This window comes from Paenibacillus auburnensis, from assembly GCF_927798115.1.
Taxonomy (GTDB): Bacteria; Bacillota; Bacilli; order Paenibacillales; family Paenibacillaceae; genus Paenibacillus_AQ; species Paenibacillus_AQ auburnensis.
Genome location: NZ_CAKMMG010000011.1, coordinates 71,732 through 88,974 on the forward strand (window position 1 = coordinate 71,732; position 17,243 = coordinate 88,974).

17 protein-coding genes are annotated in these 17,243 nt (G+C 48.4%); 13 read left to right on the forward strand and 4 right to left on the reverse strand.

Annotation, left to right across the window (positions count from 1 at the left end; genetic code table 11):
* The first annotated feature begins 8 nt into the window (after nt 1-8).
* The 4 genes from L6H70_RS25050 to L6H70_RS25065 all read left to right on the forward strand — a co-directional run bounded on the left by L6H70_RS25050 (nt 9) and on the right by L6H70_RS25065 (nt 4,551).
* Nucleotides 9-980 carry a DUF4432 family protein gene (locus L6H70_RS25050; protein ID WP_236336908.1) on the forward strand — a complete coding sequence of 324 codons (972 nt, stop codon included), beginning with the start codon at nt 9-11 and terminating at the stop codon, nt 978-980.
* Nucleotides 977-2,023: a Gfo/Idh/MocA family protein gene (locus L6H70_RS25055; RefSeq protein ID WP_279306794.1), complete on the forward strand. Its 1,047-nt coding sequence runs from the start codon at nt 977-979 to the stop codon at nt 2,021-2,023. Before L6H70_RS25050 ends, L6H70_RS25055 begins: the two co-directional genes overlap by 4 nt.
* A 125-nt stretch (nt 2,024-2,148) precedes the next feature.
* A complete protein-coding gene (locus L6H70_RS25060; RefSeq protein ID WP_236336910.1) occupies nt 2,149-3,486 on the forward strand; it encodes an MATE family efflux transporter in 1,338 nt (445 codons plus the stop codon).
* A 396-nt stretch (nt 3,487-3,882) separates the two neighbouring features.
* Nucleotides 3,883-4,551, forward strand: a complete 669-nt coding sequence (locus tag L6H70_RS25065; RefSeq protein ID WP_236336911.1) for a Type 1 glutamine amidotransferase-like domain-containing protein — start codon at nt 3,883-3,885, stop codon at nt 4,549-4,551.
* A 149-nt stretch (nt 4,552-4,700) separates the two neighbouring features.
* Here L6H70_RS25065 and L6H70_RS25070 read toward each other — a convergent pair whose 3' ends face one another.
* Nucleotides 4,701-5,588, reverse strand: a complete 888-nt coding sequence (locus tag L6H70_RS25070; RefSeq protein ID WP_236336912.1) for an NAD(P)H-binding protein — start codon at nt 5,586-5,588, stop codon at nt 4,701-4,703.
* A gap of 149 nt (nt 5,589-5,737) precedes the next feature.
* Between L6H70_RS25070 and L6H70_RS25075 the strand changes: the two genes are divergently transcribed.
* Nucleotides 5,738-6,283, forward strand: coding sequence for a TetR/AcrR family transcriptional regulator (locus L6H70_RS25075; RefSeq protein ID WP_236336913.1), 546 nt, complete (start codon nt 5,738-5,740; stop codon nt 6,281-6,283).
* A gap of 101 nt (nt 6,284-6,384) precedes the next feature.
* Entirely contained in the window at nt 6,385-6,828 is a 444-nt protein-coding gene (locus L6H70_RS25080; RefSeq protein WP_236336914.1) for a cell wall hydrolase, read from the forward strand.
* Between the two features lie 248 nt (nt 6,829-7,076).
* On the opposite strand, the gene L6H70_RS25085 is transcribed toward L6H70_RS25080, so the two are convergent.
* Complete coding sequence (locus L6H70_RS25085) at nt 7,077-7,904, reverse strand: SDR family NAD(P)-dependent oxidoreductase (protein WP_236336915.1); 828 nt, start codon at nt 7,902-7,904, stop codon at nt 7,077-7,079.
* 114 nt (nt 7,905-8,018) lie between these two features.
* Between L6H70_RS25085 and L6H70_RS25090 the strand changes: the two genes are divergently transcribed.
* The 4 genes from L6H70_RS25090 to L6H70_RS25105 all read left to right on the forward strand — a co-directional run bounded on the left by L6H70_RS25090 (nt 8,019) and on the right by L6H70_RS25105 (nt 11,422).
* Nucleotides 8,019-8,687, forward strand: coding sequence for a TetR/AcrR family transcriptional regulator (locus L6H70_RS25090; protein WP_236336917.1), 669 nt, complete (start codon nt 8,019-8,021; stop codon nt 8,685-8,687).
* A gap of 182 nt (nt 8,688-8,869) precedes the next feature.
* The gene (locus L6H70_RS25095; protein WP_236336919.1) at nt 8,870-9,400 is read left to right on the forward strand and encodes an IseA DL-endopeptidase inhibitor family protein; all 531 of its coding nucleotides are present in this window, start codon (nt 8,870-8,872) and stop codon (nt 9,398-9,400) included.
* Nucleotides 9,401-9,573: 173 nt separating this feature from the next.
* The gene (locus L6H70_RS25100; protein ID WP_236336920.1) at nt 9,574-10,206 is read left to right on the forward strand and encodes a hypothetical protein; all 633 of its coding nucleotides are present in this window, start codon (nt 9,574-9,576) and stop codon (nt 10,204-10,206) included.
* A 277-nt stretch (nt 10,207-10,483) separates the two neighbouring features.
* Nucleotides 10,484-11,422, forward strand: a complete 939-nt coding sequence (locus L6H70_RS25105; RefSeq protein ID WP_236336922.1) for a VanZ family protein — start codon at nt 10,484-10,486, stop codon at nt 11,420-11,422.
* A 147-nt stretch (nt 11,423-11,569) separates the two neighbouring features.
* Here L6H70_RS25105 and L6H70_RS25110 read toward each other — a convergent pair whose 3' ends face one another.
* Both L6H70_RS25110 and L6H70_RS25115 read right to left on the reverse strand, forming a co-directional pair.
* On the reverse strand, nt 11,570-11,974 hold the full coding sequence (locus tag L6H70_RS25110; RefSeq protein ID WP_236336923.1) for a VOC family protein: 405 nt from the start codon (nt 11,972-11,974) through the stop codon (nt 11,570-11,572).
* Between the two features lie 241 nt (nt 11,975-12,215).
* Nucleotides 12,216-13,256, reverse strand: a complete 1,041-nt coding sequence (locus tag L6H70_RS25115; protein WP_236336924.1) for an LLM class flavin-dependent oxidoreductase — start codon at nt 13,254-13,256, stop codon at nt 12,216-12,218.
* Between the two features lie 197 nt (nt 13,257-13,453).
* Between L6H70_RS25115 and L6H70_RS25120 the strand changes: the two genes are divergently transcribed.
* The 3 genes from L6H70_RS25120 to L6H70_RS25130 all read left to right on the forward strand — a co-directional run bounded on the left by L6H70_RS25120 (nt 13,454) and on the right by L6H70_RS25130 (nt 17,205).
* Nucleotides 13,454-14,719: a peptidase G2 autoproteolytic cleavage domain-containing protein gene (locus tag L6H70_RS25120; RefSeq protein WP_236336925.1), complete on the forward strand. Its 1,266-nt coding sequence runs from the start codon at nt 13,454-13,456 to the stop codon at nt 14,717-14,719.
* Between the two features lie 515 nt (nt 14,720-15,234).
* Complete coding sequence (locus L6H70_RS25125; protein WP_236336926.1) at nt 15,235-16,347, forward strand: WG repeat-containing protein; 1,113 nt, start codon at nt 15,235-15,237, stop codon at nt 16,345-16,347.
* 21 nt (nt 16,348-16,368) lie between these two features.
* Nucleotides 16,369-17,205: a stalk domain-containing protein gene (locus L6H70_RS25130; protein ID WP_236336927.1), complete on the forward strand. Its 837-nt coding sequence runs from the start codon at nt 16,369-16,371 to the stop codon at nt 17,203-17,205.
* Nucleotides 17,206-17,243 lie beyond the last annotated feature (38 nt).

Sequence of the window (17,243 nt, forward strand, 5' to 3'; positions counted from 1 at the left end):
GGATAAACATGCAGGAAGCTGTATGGAGTGAATATTTGCATCAGGGATATATTTGCTTGAAAGGTGAAAATGACTTCTTCTCGGTAACAATTGTACCGCAGCGTGGAAGTAAAATCGTATCCCTGCTAGATAAAAGAAACGAAAGAGAGTGGATCTACCGGACGGACCAGCCCTGGGAGCCGCTGAAGCTCGGGATGGACTGGGGTGCAGGAGACCGTGGAGGCTGGGATGAAATGTTCCCGACGATTAACGCGTCATCTTGTCCCGACAAGGGCTATGAGCATGTGTCCTTTCCCGATCACGGGGAAGTCTGGAGCCGTGAGTGGAATTATGCGCTGCTTGGAGCGCAACTGAGGCTGGAAATCTGCGGCGTTCAGTTACCATACACACTGCGTAAGACTGTCTCGCTCTCAGGCAGCAGCCTGATCATCCATTACGAGCTGGAGAATCTAGGAACACAGCTGTTTTCATATCTTTGGGCTGCGCATCCACTGCTTAAGGTTGAGCCGGGGATGCAGCTGCGTACGTCACCGGCCGAAGGGCGTATACAGCTGACCTACTCGCATCGTGAACGTCTTGGAGGGCTCCATGCTTTGTCCAGCTTTCCGATAGCGGCGACAAAAGAAGGCGGAGTTACAGACCTCTCCACACTTGAGGATGCTTCGGGAGGACATGCTGAGAAATATTATTTCACCGATCCTTTGCAGGAGGGGTATGCCGGTATTAGCGATCCTTTCACCGGTGCAGAAATTTCTTTTCATTTTGATTCCGAAGAAGTCCCTTATCTGGCGATTTGGGCGCATTACGGTGCCATGGGGGATTACACCGTTGCACCAGAACCGGCGACCGGATATCTTGACAGTGTGCAAGAAGCATATAACAGAGGCAAAGTTAAGAGGATAGCCGGTCATTCGATTGACCGTTGGCGGCTTGAGATTCGACTGCAAGCGGACTGTTTGACGTCCGGTGTTGATAAATGAGAAATCCGGTTCGATTCGGTTTAATCGGGCTAGGGTGGAGAGGGGAGATGTATTTACGTGTTGCATCTCTACTTCCACACTTGTTTAAACCCGTCGGAGTGGTTGTCCGAAATCAGAACAAATCTCGCGAAGCCGTGACGAGGCTGGGCCTTACACTGTATGAGACGCCGCAGGAACTGGCACGCCAGTGCGACTTTCTAGTGGCAGCCGTCAGCAAAGCTGTTATGCCGGTTTTGCTGACACAGCTCGCTGACACCGATATTTTTGTGTTGGCCGAAACGCCCCCGGCTTTTAACGAAGCTTGGTTCCGCCAGATGTCTGTCGTTGCCTCGAAGGAATCTCGTATCCAGGTGGCTGAACAGTATCCCTTACAGCCACATCATGCTGCGCGTACGCGATTAATAAGATCCGGGGCGGTAGGATTGGTAAAGCATGTGCAGGTCTCCGCAGCACATCAATACCATGGAATAGCCCTGATACGCCGGTGGCTGGATATTTCGGATGAACGCTGCCGAATTACAGCGCATCGTTTTGAATATCCAGTGCTGGAGGTTCCTTACCGGGGCCGAAGTGTTAAGGACAGGCTGGAGTCTGAGCTGCACGACATAGCACTGTTATCTTTTGAAAGCGGGAAGAGTGCCGTTTATGATTTTACGCGTTCGCAATATTTTTCACCCTTACGTCAGAACAGGGTGCTCATTCGCGGTTCGCATGGGGAGATCAGGGATAATGAAGTGACCTATAGTCTTGGAGACGGAGCGTACAGCGTATATTCCATCCATAGAATTCAGGACGGGATCGAGGGGAGTTTGGCGCCTTCGTCACTACGCGAGCTTCGTGGCGGCTCCGAAGTTTTATATTCGAACCGGTTTTACCCCGCTTCGCTTTCCGATGAGGAACTGGCGATTGCTGAAGTGTTGTTTCAGATGAGCGAATATGTGATTACCGGCAAAGCGTTTTATTCACTGTCCGAAGCGTTAATCGACGTCCGTCTGTCTTTTGCAATTGAATCTGCTATTATTTCCGGAATGCCGACCTTTTGACTTGAATGAACGGTTGGCAGTGAAATACCGGCGATTAGTGGCCCCTTTCGGGGCTTTTTGAGTCTGGCAGACGTAAAAATGAGCCCATCAAGTTTGTTAACTCGATTATGAAGCGGGGTATATCCATGAAGGAAAAGGAACTGAAGGCACTGTCGCTTTCCGTGTTAACTTGGCCCATCTTAATTGAGATGCTGCTGCAGTTTATTATGGGAACGATCGATACCCTGATGGTAAGCAAAATAGGGGATAATGCGGTATCCGCCGTAGGGGTGTCCAATCAAGTTTTTCAGACCATACTCACTTTATTTGCAGCCATTAACGCAGGAGCAACTATATTGACAGCCAGGGCATGGGGATCCAATTCCCGGGAACACGCTCAAAAAGTAGTGTTGTTCGGCCTGAAGGTGAATTTGATCATCGGTGTGGCTCTTAGCCTGCTATTCTTTTTTGGGTCGAGCACACTCCTTGGCATTATGGGAGCGCCTTCCGGCGTCCGAAGCTATGCCAATGACTATCTGACGATAATAGGGAGTTGCACCTTAATAACCGTACTTCAGACCTTTATCTCAGCAACGATCCGAAGCATCGGGAACACCAAAGGACCTATGCAAATTGCAATTGGCATGAACGTGCTTCATCTCTTTTTAAATTATATCTTAATCTTCGGAGAGCTCGGATTCCCAGCGATGGGTATTCACGGTGCAGCGATATCTACCTGTATAAGCCGGGGGTTGGCGATGGCGGCCTCTATCATTCTTCTTCTGCGGGGATTTCCGAAATTGTCGCTGCATATGGTTTGGTCCGGTAAAGCAGAGGGGCTCTGGAAGGAGATCATGAGGATTGGCTTGCCCGTTTCCGTAACCGCAGTGTCTTGGGGCTATTCCCAAATAGTCTTAATATCGGTGCTATCTGCTATGGGGGAACAATCATTGGCTGCTTATACCTATCTTTCTACAGTTCAACAGCTTCCTTGGCTTATTGCATCGTCAATTGGAACAGCACTGCAAATCCGTGTGGCCCAATTTTATGGGGCAGGGCTCATTAAGGACATGTTCAAAAGTTTAAATGCAGCTTTAAAGCCCGGGCTGATTCTAGTATTTGTCGTTTCGCTGGGTCTTCTGTTATCATCTTCTGTCTTAATGAGCTGGTTTACCCAAGACACCAAGATTATTCACCTGGCTTACCCGGCGTTTGTCCTTTGTGTAATCTGGCAGCCTGTTCGGGTAATAGGCTTCTGTGCTTCGGGTGCGTTAAACGCAATAGGAGATGCCAAAATAGTTGCCATATTGTCGATCATCGGCATGTGGGTTTTTACAGCAGGAGGATCCTATGTCCTTGGTATCTTACTCGGATATGGATTAGTCGGTGTATTTATCGCCATGTTATGCGATGAATTGCTGAGGAGCGGTTATTACCTGTTTCGATGGAAAGTCCGGAGCAGGAGAGAGGCTGCGGCTAACTGAATAGAGTAGAAGATATGGTCATACCCCCGTCTCAAGTTGACAATAGGAAAAAAGATAATGTCTGCGGCGATCGCTTCCCGGGATTTCACTGGAGAGCGGTCGCCGAGTTTTTTCTGGAACCGTTCCCTGTTGTATTACTAGTGAGATGTAGCGAAAAATTAAAGAATGGAATTCCGTTATTGAAAGCAAGCAACAGGTAAGCTAACGGGCAGTTTAACGTGGAAACATATTTCACACATCTGAATTCCAGGTTATGGTAATGTAGAGTTGAATTTATAAAAAGTGTACAAGAGATGCAAGCGAAATGGCTGAAGAACCGCTCATCTTTCTAGCGTCTATAATATGTCTTCGTTAAGAATAGATGAATGTAAATAATACATATGGAGGTAATTAAGCTTGAGTACTCACTACTATCTCAGTTGGTTTAATGATTTTTTTCCAGAGAAGCTGGTCCATTGTTTGCATGAGGATATACAAGACAGAAAATCGCTTGTTTTGATTAGCGCTGACCCGTCTGGTTATACAGGTGAGCAAATGAACTTTGATGATGTTCCTGAATGGACATGGTTGAATCAGGCTAACATTATTTTTGATGAATATCATTTCATTGATTACCGTATGCAGCAGGAAGATGCCCAGCGATTCATTCAGGGCGCTTCTGTCATTTTTTTATGCGGTGGTGATCCTGTTTTGCAAAACGATTTTTTGGTGGATTATGAATTATCAAAGGTTATTAAGAACAGCAATGCCGTTATAGTGGGTGCCAGCGCCGGGGCGTTAAACATGGCTGCAAAATGGTTAAGCTTGATAAACACTGGCGATGACGTTGAAACAAGTACTATTTATGATGGTATTGGTTTTGATCATTTTGCCTATGAATCTCACTCAAAGCGCGATTACGCTACGTTTGTTCAAGGCTACCTGTTCCCCTTGTCTGAAGAGATTGATGTTTATGCGGCAGAACAGGAGAGCGCTATACGTGTAAAGGACGGAAAAATAGAAATAATGGGTCCTGTATATTTAATTTCCCACTCCAAGATTCAGAAATTGGTTGAGACGCTCTAATTAGGCCTACAGCAATCATCTCAGGTCTTAGTATCTCCCAGACTTATTGTCGGGCAGTAATGATAAGTTTTTATTAATAAAAATTAGCTGTTAACGAAAGAGAAAACGCGCTTAGGCGCGTTTTCTTATTAAACAGCCTCCAAAACGGTTTAAACTGATTTTTTATATACATCTGCAAAAACCTTCGCAAAGTCTCCAATCTTGACCTTGCCGAGGTGGTAGTCGGTGGCATGGAGGCTGGCGTAGAATTCATCGGCGTTTTCACCCGCGCGGTACAATTGGGCGAAGCCGTTGGCGGTGTTTTCATGGAAGCCGATTTTCTTCATATTTTCAGCGAGAGCTTCGACGGGAATTTGTTGGAATTTGGCTTCGACATCATTTTCGGCAAGAGCATTTAGCCAGTCGTTGCTTGTGGCCCAATCGCTTACTACGAATTTCGTGCTTTTTCCCGCTGGGGTGTGAGAAATCAGAGCGTACGCGACGTCCGCGATATCAACGGGGCTGACCCATCCTTGCGGGACATCGGCTGAAATTGGGCTGAAGAGGATTCGCTGGGCTTTGAGGCTTTGCATGTCGGCAAAAAGATTGCTGTAAAAGCCGACAGGGCGGATATGAACAACGTTCACGCCTTCGAGCGAGTTTAGCGCGTCTTCTACAAAATGATAGCTGTAAAGGATACCGGCGTTGGGGTTGTCAGCGCCGACTGAGCTGAGGTTGATGACGTTTTTCACGCCTGAGTTTAGCACGGCAGTCTTGTAATGTTCAGAAAGTTCGATGGCGGTCTGCCACATATCCGTGCCAGTGGCAAAATTAATGCCAGAAATCATGAGGTAAACGACGTCGCTGCCTGCGAAAGCCTTGGTGAGGAAGTCGACGTCGCGGTTTGAGCCGACAGCAGCCTTGGCGCCGAGCGCTTCGATGTCGGCGATCCGATCTGTGGAGCTTGTGATGACGGTGACATCGTGACCGTCTGCGATGAGGCGTGGAAGATAGTTACGATTGATATTGCCGAGTGAACCGAGAACTGTGATTTTCATTGTTTTCTCTCCTTCTTTTTGATAAAGTAATGTCAGTGACTGACATTTGAGATCATTATGCGCTTGCCGGATATTGTTGTCAAGAAAAAATGTCAGTTACTGACCTTTTTGTGAATCTGTAAAAAATTACAAAAATAGGAATGGTAAAAATGAATAGTAAAGAGAAACTGCAGGCGGCGGCCACGAAATTATTTATGGAAAAAGGCTATGAAAACACGACGGTGCAAGAGATTGCAAGCCTTGTAGGTGTGACGGAGAGAACCTTTTTCCGGCAATTCAAGGACAAGTCTGACGTGCTTTTTGACACAAGCAATGAGATGGGGCATCGAGTCGCCGCTTTTATCACGGACCATTTCGACGTCGAGCAAAAGCCGCTGAAGCTTGCGGTTGATGGCTTTGCCTCGGTTTTTGGTGTTTTTGATGGCGAGCGGGAGAGGGTGCTGGCGCGGAATCAAATTATTCAAAGCCACTCTGATTTGCAGGAGCGTGAGCTGCTGAAAAGCCAGGCGCTAATTGGGTCTGTCACAAACGCATTGTCTGTCAAATTTGATAGCGAGCTGTCAGAGCTTGCCGCACGATTTGCGGTTGAAATTTTTTACATGGCTTTTACCAAATGGATTGAAAGTACCGAGAAAAGCTTTGTGGAGCAGGTGCTCGCAGTTTATGAGGTGTATGAAAAACTCTGTCAGTACTGACAGAGTTTATGAAGTTTATTATTGTTTTCTTTATTTTGCCGAAGTAACACATCCGCTTCACCTAAAATATGATGAGTCTAGAAATGGAATGAGGTGAGCAAATGGCAGTCGTAAAATCCAGGAAACAGGATATCGATATGTTGGCAAGGCTGCTTCGAGCTGAGGCTGAGGCCGAAGGCGAAATGGGCATGCTCCATGTTGGAGCTGTTGGCATTAACCGAATAAGAGCGAATTGTTCCGATTTTGTAGGGATCCGGACAATTCCCCAAATGATTAATCAGCCGCATGCGTTCGAAGCGCTGCAACATGGTATGTACTATCAAAAAGCAAGAGACAGAGAACGCCGTCTGGCGCAACGGGCTGTGAATGGGGAACGGAGTTGGCCAGCCAAATACTCGCTATGGTATTTCCGCCCAGGAACGTATGATAACCCCGGACCATGTCCGCCAAATTGGTATAATCAGCCGTTTGTAGGTCGATGGAAGAAACATTGTTTTTATGAACCGACTGCGAATGAATGCGCAAATGTATATAATACGTATTAATGTCTGCATGATTTTCATGAGATCAAGTATATCGGCGGGACTCGTGAATGACTTTGTGGGTATGGACATCCCTAAATCGCATCGTATTTTTTGCCGATGTTCCCGTTGCGGTGAACAGTACCACAAGTATAACAAGGAACCTCTTCGAAAAAGTCGGAGAGGTTCTTTGTTATAATAGAAACCGGGTTGTTATCTGATATATATTCTGCTAAGTGATGTTGACGTCCGCTCGGTCCAATTGGAACGGCTTATTGCATAGGGTTGCCTTGCGCTGCATTCGAGACAGTCTCCCAGGCTTCCCAGGTAGCTAGACGGTCAGCATAGATGCCGCGGGCCATAGGCAAGACTTCCGAGCCGAGCGCAAATCGTAGTGGGGGTTCCGCTGCGTCCACGATCATGAGAACGGCTTCTGCAGTCGCTTGAGGGTTGCCGCGTTTTTCGTTTGATAGAATCGTGAACACCTGCTTCCGTACATCGGCATAGACGTCCATTTCCGGTACCCGCTTACTTGAAGCACCAAACTCAGTCGCATAGGCACCAGGTTCGAGCAGCGTCACCTTAATCCCAAAGTCTTTGACCTCTTGCACCAGGCTTTCGTGGAGTCCTTCGACCGCCCATTTGGAGGAGCAATAGAAGCCGATGAGCGGCCTTGCCTCGATCCCAAGGGAGCTTGAAACGCTGAGCAAATGCCCGCTGCCCTGCTTCCTCAGTAATGGCAAGGCGGCTTGGATGACTCGAAGATAACCAAAGTAGTTCGCGTCAAACAGAGCACGAACATCGGCTTCGCTTGCTTCCTCGACCATTCCGACCAAGGTGTAACCGGCATTATTGAGGACAACGTCCAGCTTGCCGAAATGGGAATGAGCCTGCTGAACGACCTGGCGAACCTGCTCAGCATCCGTTACGTCGAGCGCCATGGGGAGAACGAGATCTCCGAAACGTTCCTTCAAGTCGGAAACGTCTTCCAATTTGCGGGCGGTAGCCGCAACCTTATCGCCACGCGAGAGCGCGGCCTCTGCCCATATGCGTCCTAAACCGCGAGAGGCTCCCGTGATGAACCAGACTTTTTTGTCCATAGTATACTCCTCCTTTAAATTCCCTGTTCGGTGTGGGATACTTAAATTAAAGCACCACAATACGAGACTGTCAAGTTCCGGAACTGTAAAGTATCGAAAAAGGGGTTAAATTTTATGAATGAGATTAACAATGAAGAGTCAGTCGGATCTAAATTAGCTGACAAAGTAGCGGAAAAACCAGCGAAAACATTAGGCCGTAAACGCGATCACACGCGGGATGCTGAAATCCTGGAAGCGACAATCGACATTCTCGCCGAAGCCGGTTTTGATGGAATGACAATGGACATGGTCGCAGCTAGAGCGAAGGCCGGGAAGGCGACAATGTATCGCCGCTGGTCCTCCAAGGCAGAGTTAGTCCGCGATGCCTTGACCTGGATGAATCGAAATCATCTTGAGCTTGACCTCCTGCCCGATACGGGAACCTTGCGCAATGATCTGCTCGCGCTATTGAAGCCGCAATCGATCGAAGAAGGTGAACGCAAACTTCGAGTACTCGCAGGCCTGGGCTCCTTTTTTTCGCAGAATCCGGAATTGGTTAACGGAGGGATTTTCGAACCGTGGGCTGTAGTGAATAGTGAGCTCATGCACCGGGCCGCCAGCCGCGGTGAAATCTCCACCCAAGCGGACATTGAGATGGCTTGCCAGGTTATTACTTCAATGGCTTCTTATCGCGGACTCGTACAGCGCAAAACATTCGACAAGCATTTCTACACTTCGCTAATCGACGTTGTCTTACTCCCTGCCCTCAAAAATCCGATAACGTCTCCAAATGAAATGGAATAAGGAAGGCGACCTTTTGCTTGTGAAGTTATCTCTGTAGAGCAAGGCTGGAGCTTTTCGATTTGTGATTTTTATCATTATGCTGAAACATTACTGAAGCGCCCTGCGTTTAGAATGGTGTCAAGCGTGCCACAGAAGACTAAAAGAAAGCGGCAGTGCTATCATTAAAGACAGGGGAGTGCAGAATGGTGAAATTTTTAAAATGGCCGGGTATGCTCTTGCTGATTGCAGCTTTGATGATTACGGGTTGTTCCAGCAAAACAGACTCCGAACCGGTGAATACTTCTACAGAATCCAAGGAAATCAAGCCTTTAAACAAAGAGGGAGCCATCACACTGATCTCACAAGCGATCGAGATGAGTAACACGTTGTTCGCGGAGAAGCCGATGCTAACCACAGAAGAAATTTATAAGCACTATGACCCGCTTTTCAACCGCAATTATGTGGATCAGATCGTGCTAAAGGGTGGCAACCTCAAGGAAAATGACGGAACGTGGGCGTATGCTCATGAGGGTGGTGAGCTGTTGGAGGGGACGTTTATCAATAGTCTTACTGAAGACAGTGTGAGCAGCGAAAACGCAAAGGACGGTAAGACGGTCACGGTAACTAATGTGGTCGGTGATGGCCTGTATGCTCCGCACCATGAAATCATCACTTTGGTTTACACGAATGCGGGCTGGAAAATTGATAATCTGGTTTGGGAAAAAGCGAAATAACGCATAAACCGTCAGGGTGCACGAAAGTGTCATCCATGACGGTTTTCTTTGTTACAATTATGATTCCGGGCCGCTCAAAGTAGCTAATTTGTAAGGCAGTAATGTCCACCATTTGGATCAGTACGACCGGTATGTGCTTCAGCCAAAACAGAAAGATGAAAGGGTGAGGATTCATGGAAGTAAATGTGTTAGAGCGTTTACCAGACCCAATAACCTTAAAAAAGCTAATGAAAATCCAAGCGTCATTAAATATTATTCTTTGTCAAGATGAATGGCTTCGTTACCATAGCTTTGTTCAAGATTGGGAGGAGGGAGTTTGTCTGGCGAAAATAGATAATGGAGCGGGTGACCATCTAATTATTTTGTTTTCCCCTGAAGGCTCCATAATTAAAGGTTTCGATCATGAATCTGAATTAAGCCCCTATGCGCAAGATGAACATAAAGTATTGCAAGGGATTTATGACGATGTTCCAAAGGAATTATTATCTTTGCTTGAAGATGATGCCATTGTAAAAGACGATGTGACGTTTTGTATTTGGCGTAAAAACAGTGACATCAACTGGCATAAGGGAAAAGTTGATATTCCAGAAGGTGAAAGCGATGGTTCTGATTTTTTAGTGGGCTGTATATTCCTTACACCAGAGGATTTTGTAGAATTTGCAATAGGTTATTTTGAATTATCACCATCATTAGATGTTGTTGCAAAAATTTACGATGATTCCCCCATTACGGAAGAGATGATCAATATCCTAAATCCCAACTGTGATGTAAAGAAAGTTCTTCAAGAATTAGAGTTATTACGCTAAAGGGGTTAGGGTAGGTAAGGGGAAGAATCGTTCCATGTAGAAGCAGGCTTGCTACGAAAATTCTGTGCAGAAACACCATAAACCTAAAGTTACAGGCGGCATATTGCGCGAAGAAAGCCTGAAGATATTGTCAAACTATTTCCCGCAAAACAAAAAGGGCTAGACACTCCTAAACTTCTATTTCTTCATAAAAGATAAATAAAGTGTGCCTGGTTTTAAGTGTAAAACGGGTTGTGGCAGCAAGTTCGGACGTGCGTACCCCACAAAGGAGTTAACCATGTCAAAACAACGTAAAAGTATTTTTATCATAACCATGCTCTATACACTCTTAATTCTTTATTTTTTATTTTTCGCATTCGGTAGAGTGGGTGCCGCAGAGCGAACGGCTGGCTACACCTTTATTTTTTTACCAGATAGTTTCTTTAAATTGCCTAATATATCTGATCTTCTACACCCTACCCTCATGGATTTAGTTGGATTTGGAAATATCATAGCTTTCATCCCTTACGGTATATTGATTCAATTGTTATATCGGGCTACCTTTCTTCGATTCATTACAACGTTCTTTTTTTCGATTATCGTAATGGAAACCATACAGGCCCTTTCGTTTCTGGGCAGCTTCGATGTTAACGATGCCATTCAAAATACATTAGGCGCAGCAGTCGGTTTTGGGGCATATAAGCTTGGTGCTCGTTCAAAAAACAATTGGCGCAATTTTTGGATAACCGCCATTTCCGCTATGGTTCTTTTTTTAGGGGTATGGGGATTGTGCGGGATTGTAGATAAAGCGTTCACCAAAGAAGAAGGTCCCTTTGTGGCAATAAACGAATTGATGGACAGCTCCGGAAATTCATCAACTGGAAAAAATCTGAATAGCTTTGAAATAAGCGCCCAAAAGGTAAAACCCCGCTATAATATGTATGGCGTTGCAGGTGGGGATCTAGAAACGTTTACGTATTCGTGTAAGGAGAAGGTTTTTTTCTCCTTGTATTATGGAATACCTGAACCAACCGATTATTCCGGAAGCATCCGTGTTTCCGTAGATGGACGCGAGGTATTGACCAGTTCAGGAGAAATTCAACGCAGTGATCCAGAACTATTTCCGGCGGTGTTTGAGATTCCTGTCGAGGCTGGGAGCGAGCTCAAGATAACCATTAAGGGGGACGAAAAAATATGGGATGTTGGGTATACGGAAATGAAATACTTTTGGAACTGAGTGCATGCTGATAATAATCCGGAAAGCAAACAGAATGTAAAACAGAAAGGAGCAGCTGTAGCTGCTCCTTTGACTTGCTTATGAAAATTCTTGCACACTATATGATATTGAACCACAAATTGAGCTCCCGCTCGCTTCAACTGTCCGTCAATGCCTGCCGCTGAACCGTTTGATCGCTTCCTCGGTCACCGGCGTGAAGAGATTAATCAGATTGCCGTCGGGATCGCGAAACAGTACAGCACGGTTCCCCCATGGCATGGTGATGGGTTCCTGTACCCACTTGTCAACAAACGGCTTCAAGCGCTCGTATTCGGCATCGACATCGTGGACGTGGAACTCTAGGATGAGACTGTGATTGTTGCCCGCCACAGGCGTACTAATACCGGACAGCTGCACCGTCTGGGAGTGGCCGATCGCCAGGGTACACCCCGGCAAAACGAATTCGGCAAAGACGGGCGCTGGGCGTTCCGCTGAAATACCTATGACTTTCTCATAGAACTCGACCAGACGGTCCACGTCGTCAGTAATGATGCGTACAGAAGCAAAGTGCATGTTTTTCCCACTCCTTTATATTTACATACTTCGATTATAAAAAAACGCTACTGACAACGTTATGTCAGTAGCGTTTTCATGTTTTTAGACTTATTCCGATTCAGAGTTGTTGGCGGATGAGCGGGTCACCGGGACGTGGTGGAAGCACAGCTCTATGCATGAAGTAACGCTAAAAAAGAGATGTTCTGTGGGCTGGATATGCGGCCTGTAGAACATCTCTTTGGTTCGTCATTAATAATGCTTAACCCCGGGCTAGCTCTTGGCGTACGATCGGAGCCACCTTGGTGCCCAGCAGCTCAATGGCGCGCAGGACCTCACGGTGCGGCATGGTGCCGACGTTGACATGCAGGAAGAAGCGGGTCACGCCGAGATTTTTATGCAGCAAAATAATTTTCTCTGCCACATATTCCGAATCGCCGACATACAGCGCGCCGCGCAGGCTGCGGGCATCATCGTAAGTGGCACGGTTGTAAGTCTGGCCCCAGCCGCGTTCGCGTCCGATGACATTCATCTGGGCCTGTGTCGAAGGGTAGAACAAGGCAGCAGCCTGCTCTGTGGTTTCTCCGACAAAGCCGTGGGAATGGGTCGCGATCTGCAGCTTATCAGGGTTATGCCCGGCCGAGGCAGCAGCCTCCTTGTACAGCTTAACCAGCGGAGCGAAGCGTTCCGGCATTCCGCCAATGATGGCGAAGGCAACCGGAAGGCCCAGCGTACCGGCGCGGATCGCCGACTCGGGATTTCCGCCTGTCGCAATCCACACCGGTAGCGGGTCCTGCACAGCCCGCGGGTAAACCGGCAGGTTATCGATCGCAGGACGGTGGCCTCCGCGCCAGGTGACCTTCTCGGAGGCGCGGATCGCCAGAAGCAGCTCCAGCTTTTCTTCGAACAATTCGTTATAATCGTCCAGGCTGTAGCCGAACAGCGGGAAGGATTCAATAAAGGAACCGCGTCCTGCCATAATCTCCGCCCGGCCGTTCGAGATACCGTCAAGGGTGGAGAACGCCTGATAGACCCGGACCGGATCATCCGAGGACAGTACCGTGACGGCACTAGTAAGCCGGATGTTCTTGGTCATTGCCGCTGCTGCAGCCAGTACCACGGCAGGCGCACTACCGGCATAATCCGCACGGTGATGCTCTCCTATCCCATATACGTCCAGCCCGACCTGGTCGGCAAGTACGATCTCCTCTACCGCTTCACGCAGTCTTTCGGCATGGCTGATTACCTTGCCGGTCACCGGGTCCGGTGTAGTTTCCAAAAATGTGCTGATTCCAATCTCCATCTTCATCCGCCTCCTTCTTCATAAATCTATACTACTATATTTTTTACTGTTTCTCAACTTTAGTAAGTGAAATGAGTGGTCTTTAATTAGAGTTATAGGAGAATGCGCCAATTTGGAACACTTGGACCGATTGGCCGTTACTGGCCTTCACCTTGGGACATAGCTTATTGTATTACGAACGAAAGCGGTGATCAGGAGTGGAGAATGGAGCAGGAAATACGGCGGGCGCTGCAGCCGCTCATGCGGAGGGCTATTCTACACAAGCCAGCGGGGAGAGCGCCCATGCCGAAGGCAGCACTACGATTGCCAGCGGCAGTGCGGCGCATGCCGAAGGGCATCTTACACAGGCAACGAACGATACGGCCCATGCGGAAGGCACTGCGACGGCCGCCAGCGGAGAGGCATCTCATGCCGAAGGATATTTAACCCAAGCAACCGGCAATAGTACGCATGCCGAAGGAGCATTGACGCTGGCAGCCGGAGCGGAGGCTCACGCCGAAGGCAATAGCACCCGGGCTTTGGGCGATCATTCGCATGCGGAAGGGCATAGCACGACCGCAAGCGGCACAGCCGCTCATGCGGAAGGGGCAAACTCAGTGGCCGGCGGCGCGTTCTCCCATGCGGAAGGTGTAAGCAGCGTCTCCAGCGGGGCATATGCCCATGCAGAGGGCGCGGGCACCACTGCCGATGGCCAGGCTTCCCACGCAGAGGGATTCATGACCCAGGCCTTTGGGGCGAATTCCCATGCCGAAGGTGAGAACACGATGGTTATGCCGGTTCATGCAGGTGCGCATATTATGGGCCGGAACGGTTCCACCCGGTTTGCCTACTCCTGGCATCTGGCGAACGGGCTGACGGTGGGACCTAGCCTTAATTCTGCAGTGATCGAAGGAGCAACCGGCAATTTGTATTTGGATGGTACAGTCATTTCCCCGGCAGCGGCCGATTATGCGGAGATGTTCGAAACGGCTGACGGCCTGGCGCTGGAGCCGGGATATTTCGTTACCTTTGACGGTGCCGGCGAGAAGATCCGCAAGGCCGCCTCCGGGGATTCCTATATTCTCGGTGTAGTGAGTGCAAGACCGGCAATCCTGGCGGATTCAAGCGATCTGCGTTGGCATAAGCTTTTTGTAACGGATGAGTGGGACCGGATTCTATATCAGGAGGTGGAGGTTCCGGAGGTCAGAGATCCGGAGGGCAACGTGCTCCGCACGGCTACAACCAAAACAGAGCCGGTCTTAAATCCCGACTGGAACGCTTCACAGTCCTATATCCCGCGTATCGAAAGAGAGGAATGGGTCGCGGTAGGCATCCTCGGCAAACTGCTTGTCCGCGATGACGGCACCTGCCAGCCGGGAAGCTACTGCATGCCGAATGATGATGGAATTGCGACTGCCGCCCCAGCCGGATATCGTGTATTGAACAGGACACGCGATGACCAGATCCGTATTTTTGTGAGATGACCTGAAGTACTGTGCAGATCTGTAGAGTGGGACGATCTCCAGTGCTTATGATAGAAGAATGAAGTGACCCAAAGGCGAAAGCCGGGCAATCCCGGATCCTGGATCCGTGGCTGCCCGGCTTTGTTGCGTGACGTCAGGATTTCCCCTTCTTGACGGCAAGCTGCACGATCATAATGACAAGAACAAGCAGTGCAATGAGCTGATCTGTACTCATGGTCCTTTCCTCCAATCCTGCTGCAGGATGGCTCACTCGGACCGGCATCTCCTCTCCAGAAGCTGCTTGGAAGCTGCTTGGTTTCCCTAATTCAGAATATGAGACTCTACATGCCATTAGTACTTTACGGTGTAAATAATTAATGCCGTTTTTACCCATGAACCGGTTGCTTCTTACGTAAGTTCGGGTTCCCGCGAAACTTTTGTTGCCTTATATGAGTCTATAAGATGGGAGCGTTGCAGGAAAAAAGTGACAAATGCTCAGAGGAAGCATTGAAGCTACATATAGAGGAGGTAAAGATATGAATAGGCTAAAAGGGTTTGGAATAATGCTGCTTATCTTCAGCCTTGCAGCTATGGCAGCGGGAACCGGCTGGGCAGCTGCAGCTCCGGCGGCAATACAAGTGTCAGGAACGCCGCTTGATTTCGAGACTGTGAAACCCATTAGTGATGCACAGTTTCATGACGGGCTGCTATTCGGCTTACAATCAAGCGGTAAGCTTGTCTATTACAATCACAACGGCCAACAGGCGTTTATCCTTCCGGCAAATATAGTGCCGGTTACTGATTTTGCCGAACAGCGTGCCGTGGTGAGAAATACTGATACCGGTCTATTTGGATATATCAACACCAAAGGGAACGTAACGATCCCGTGCCAGTATGCTTCAGCTTGGGGCTTCTCGGGAGGGGTAGCTTATGTGAAACAAAACAATGCTGTGGGGGAAGCTCTAATTGACCGGAAGGGCAACCTAGTAACTTCATTAACGGAACCATTCAGCACTGAATTCAATTTCTCGGATGGTCTTTCGATAGCTTATGAACCGAAGGGCAGCGGCCTGATCGGTTATATCAATAGAGCAGGCAAACTGGCAGTCCCCTATCATTATCTTTCTGGCTCCAGAGGATTTTCCGAAGGGCTGGCCCTTGTCCAGAATTTCGCAGGGCTTTATGGCTACATCGATACGTCCGGTAAAACAGTCATCCCGTTTAAATATACCTCCGGTGGCGATTTCTCGGAAGGGCTGGCAGCCGTACAGAATGCTAAGGGGAAATGGGGATTTATCAACCGGAAGGGGAAGGTGAAGATCCCTTTTAAGTATGCCAATACCGGTAATTTCAGCGAAGGGCTGGCCCATGTCTATAATGACAGCGGGAAGGTTGGCTTCATTAATACCAGAGGCAGGCTGGTGATCGGCTACCAGAAATACAACAGCGCGTTTTCTTTTAAAGAAGGCATAGCCTTGGTCGGCATCAGCAATCCAGCTGACAATACCAAGGACAAGTACGGTTACATCAATACCAAAGGGGAACTATTGACTAAGCTTATTTACACGCGGGAATCCTCCTCCTTCAGCGGCGGCTATGCCGTGGGAGTGACGGATCTAGGCACTGGATATATTCTAAGTAAATTATAAATAGGAAGAAGGTACCCGCTAATGAACCATTTCGTGCACAGAGTCCGGGCTTTGCTGATCCTCATACTGGTTGCTGCAATAGGTGCAGGTACAGCATTCACGCCCGCCAGGGCTTCCGCCGCAGGGAACAGAGGAGAGCAGCTGCTCCCGCTGTTTATTAACGACAGTTATGTGCTGTTTCCAGGTAAGCTGGCTCCTTATATCAAGGACAATAAGCTGATGATGCCGATCCGGGCGTTCTCCGATGTTATCGGTGCAAAACTGACTTATAATTCCACGGAGAAGAGTTATACCTTTTCTTTTATGGGCCAATCGGTCAGCGGTCTGAAAGCCGGAGTGATGAACGCCGTATTCGATAACGGGCTTGAAGCGCCGCTTGGTGTAAAGCCGGAGATGAAGGAAGGGACGCTGTTCGTTCCGATGAGCTCGGTGCTGGAGACCTCAAAGTCCATCCGCTGGGAGAACATGGGCAATCGGATCAATAAGGTATCGGGGGTCATCGATGGCAGACGTGGGGTAATCTTGCCGCAGAGTACGCCTGTACAGCTACAGGTTCCTTTTGTCTATACAACAGAGACGTTTAACCAGTTCCATCCGTTATTCCCGGTTCGGTTGAACCAGACTGCGGTTACAGGCGGCGGATATAAGCTGCTTCTGGAAACTCTGAATAACGCTCCGTTCATTTTGGGCAAAAATAGTGTAGTATTGGAATTGGTTGCAGTGGATTTCAAAGGCAGCAGCAAGGCGTTGAAGGGAATAGGGCCAGAAGTCAAGACGGTAACAGCCGGGGCCTCCTCCTTTACCTTTAATGTGCCTACCGAGGCGGAATATGTTATTTTCCGTTCGCATACGAAGTAAATATGCTTCCAAGATTATTAGAGAGCAGGTTCAAACAC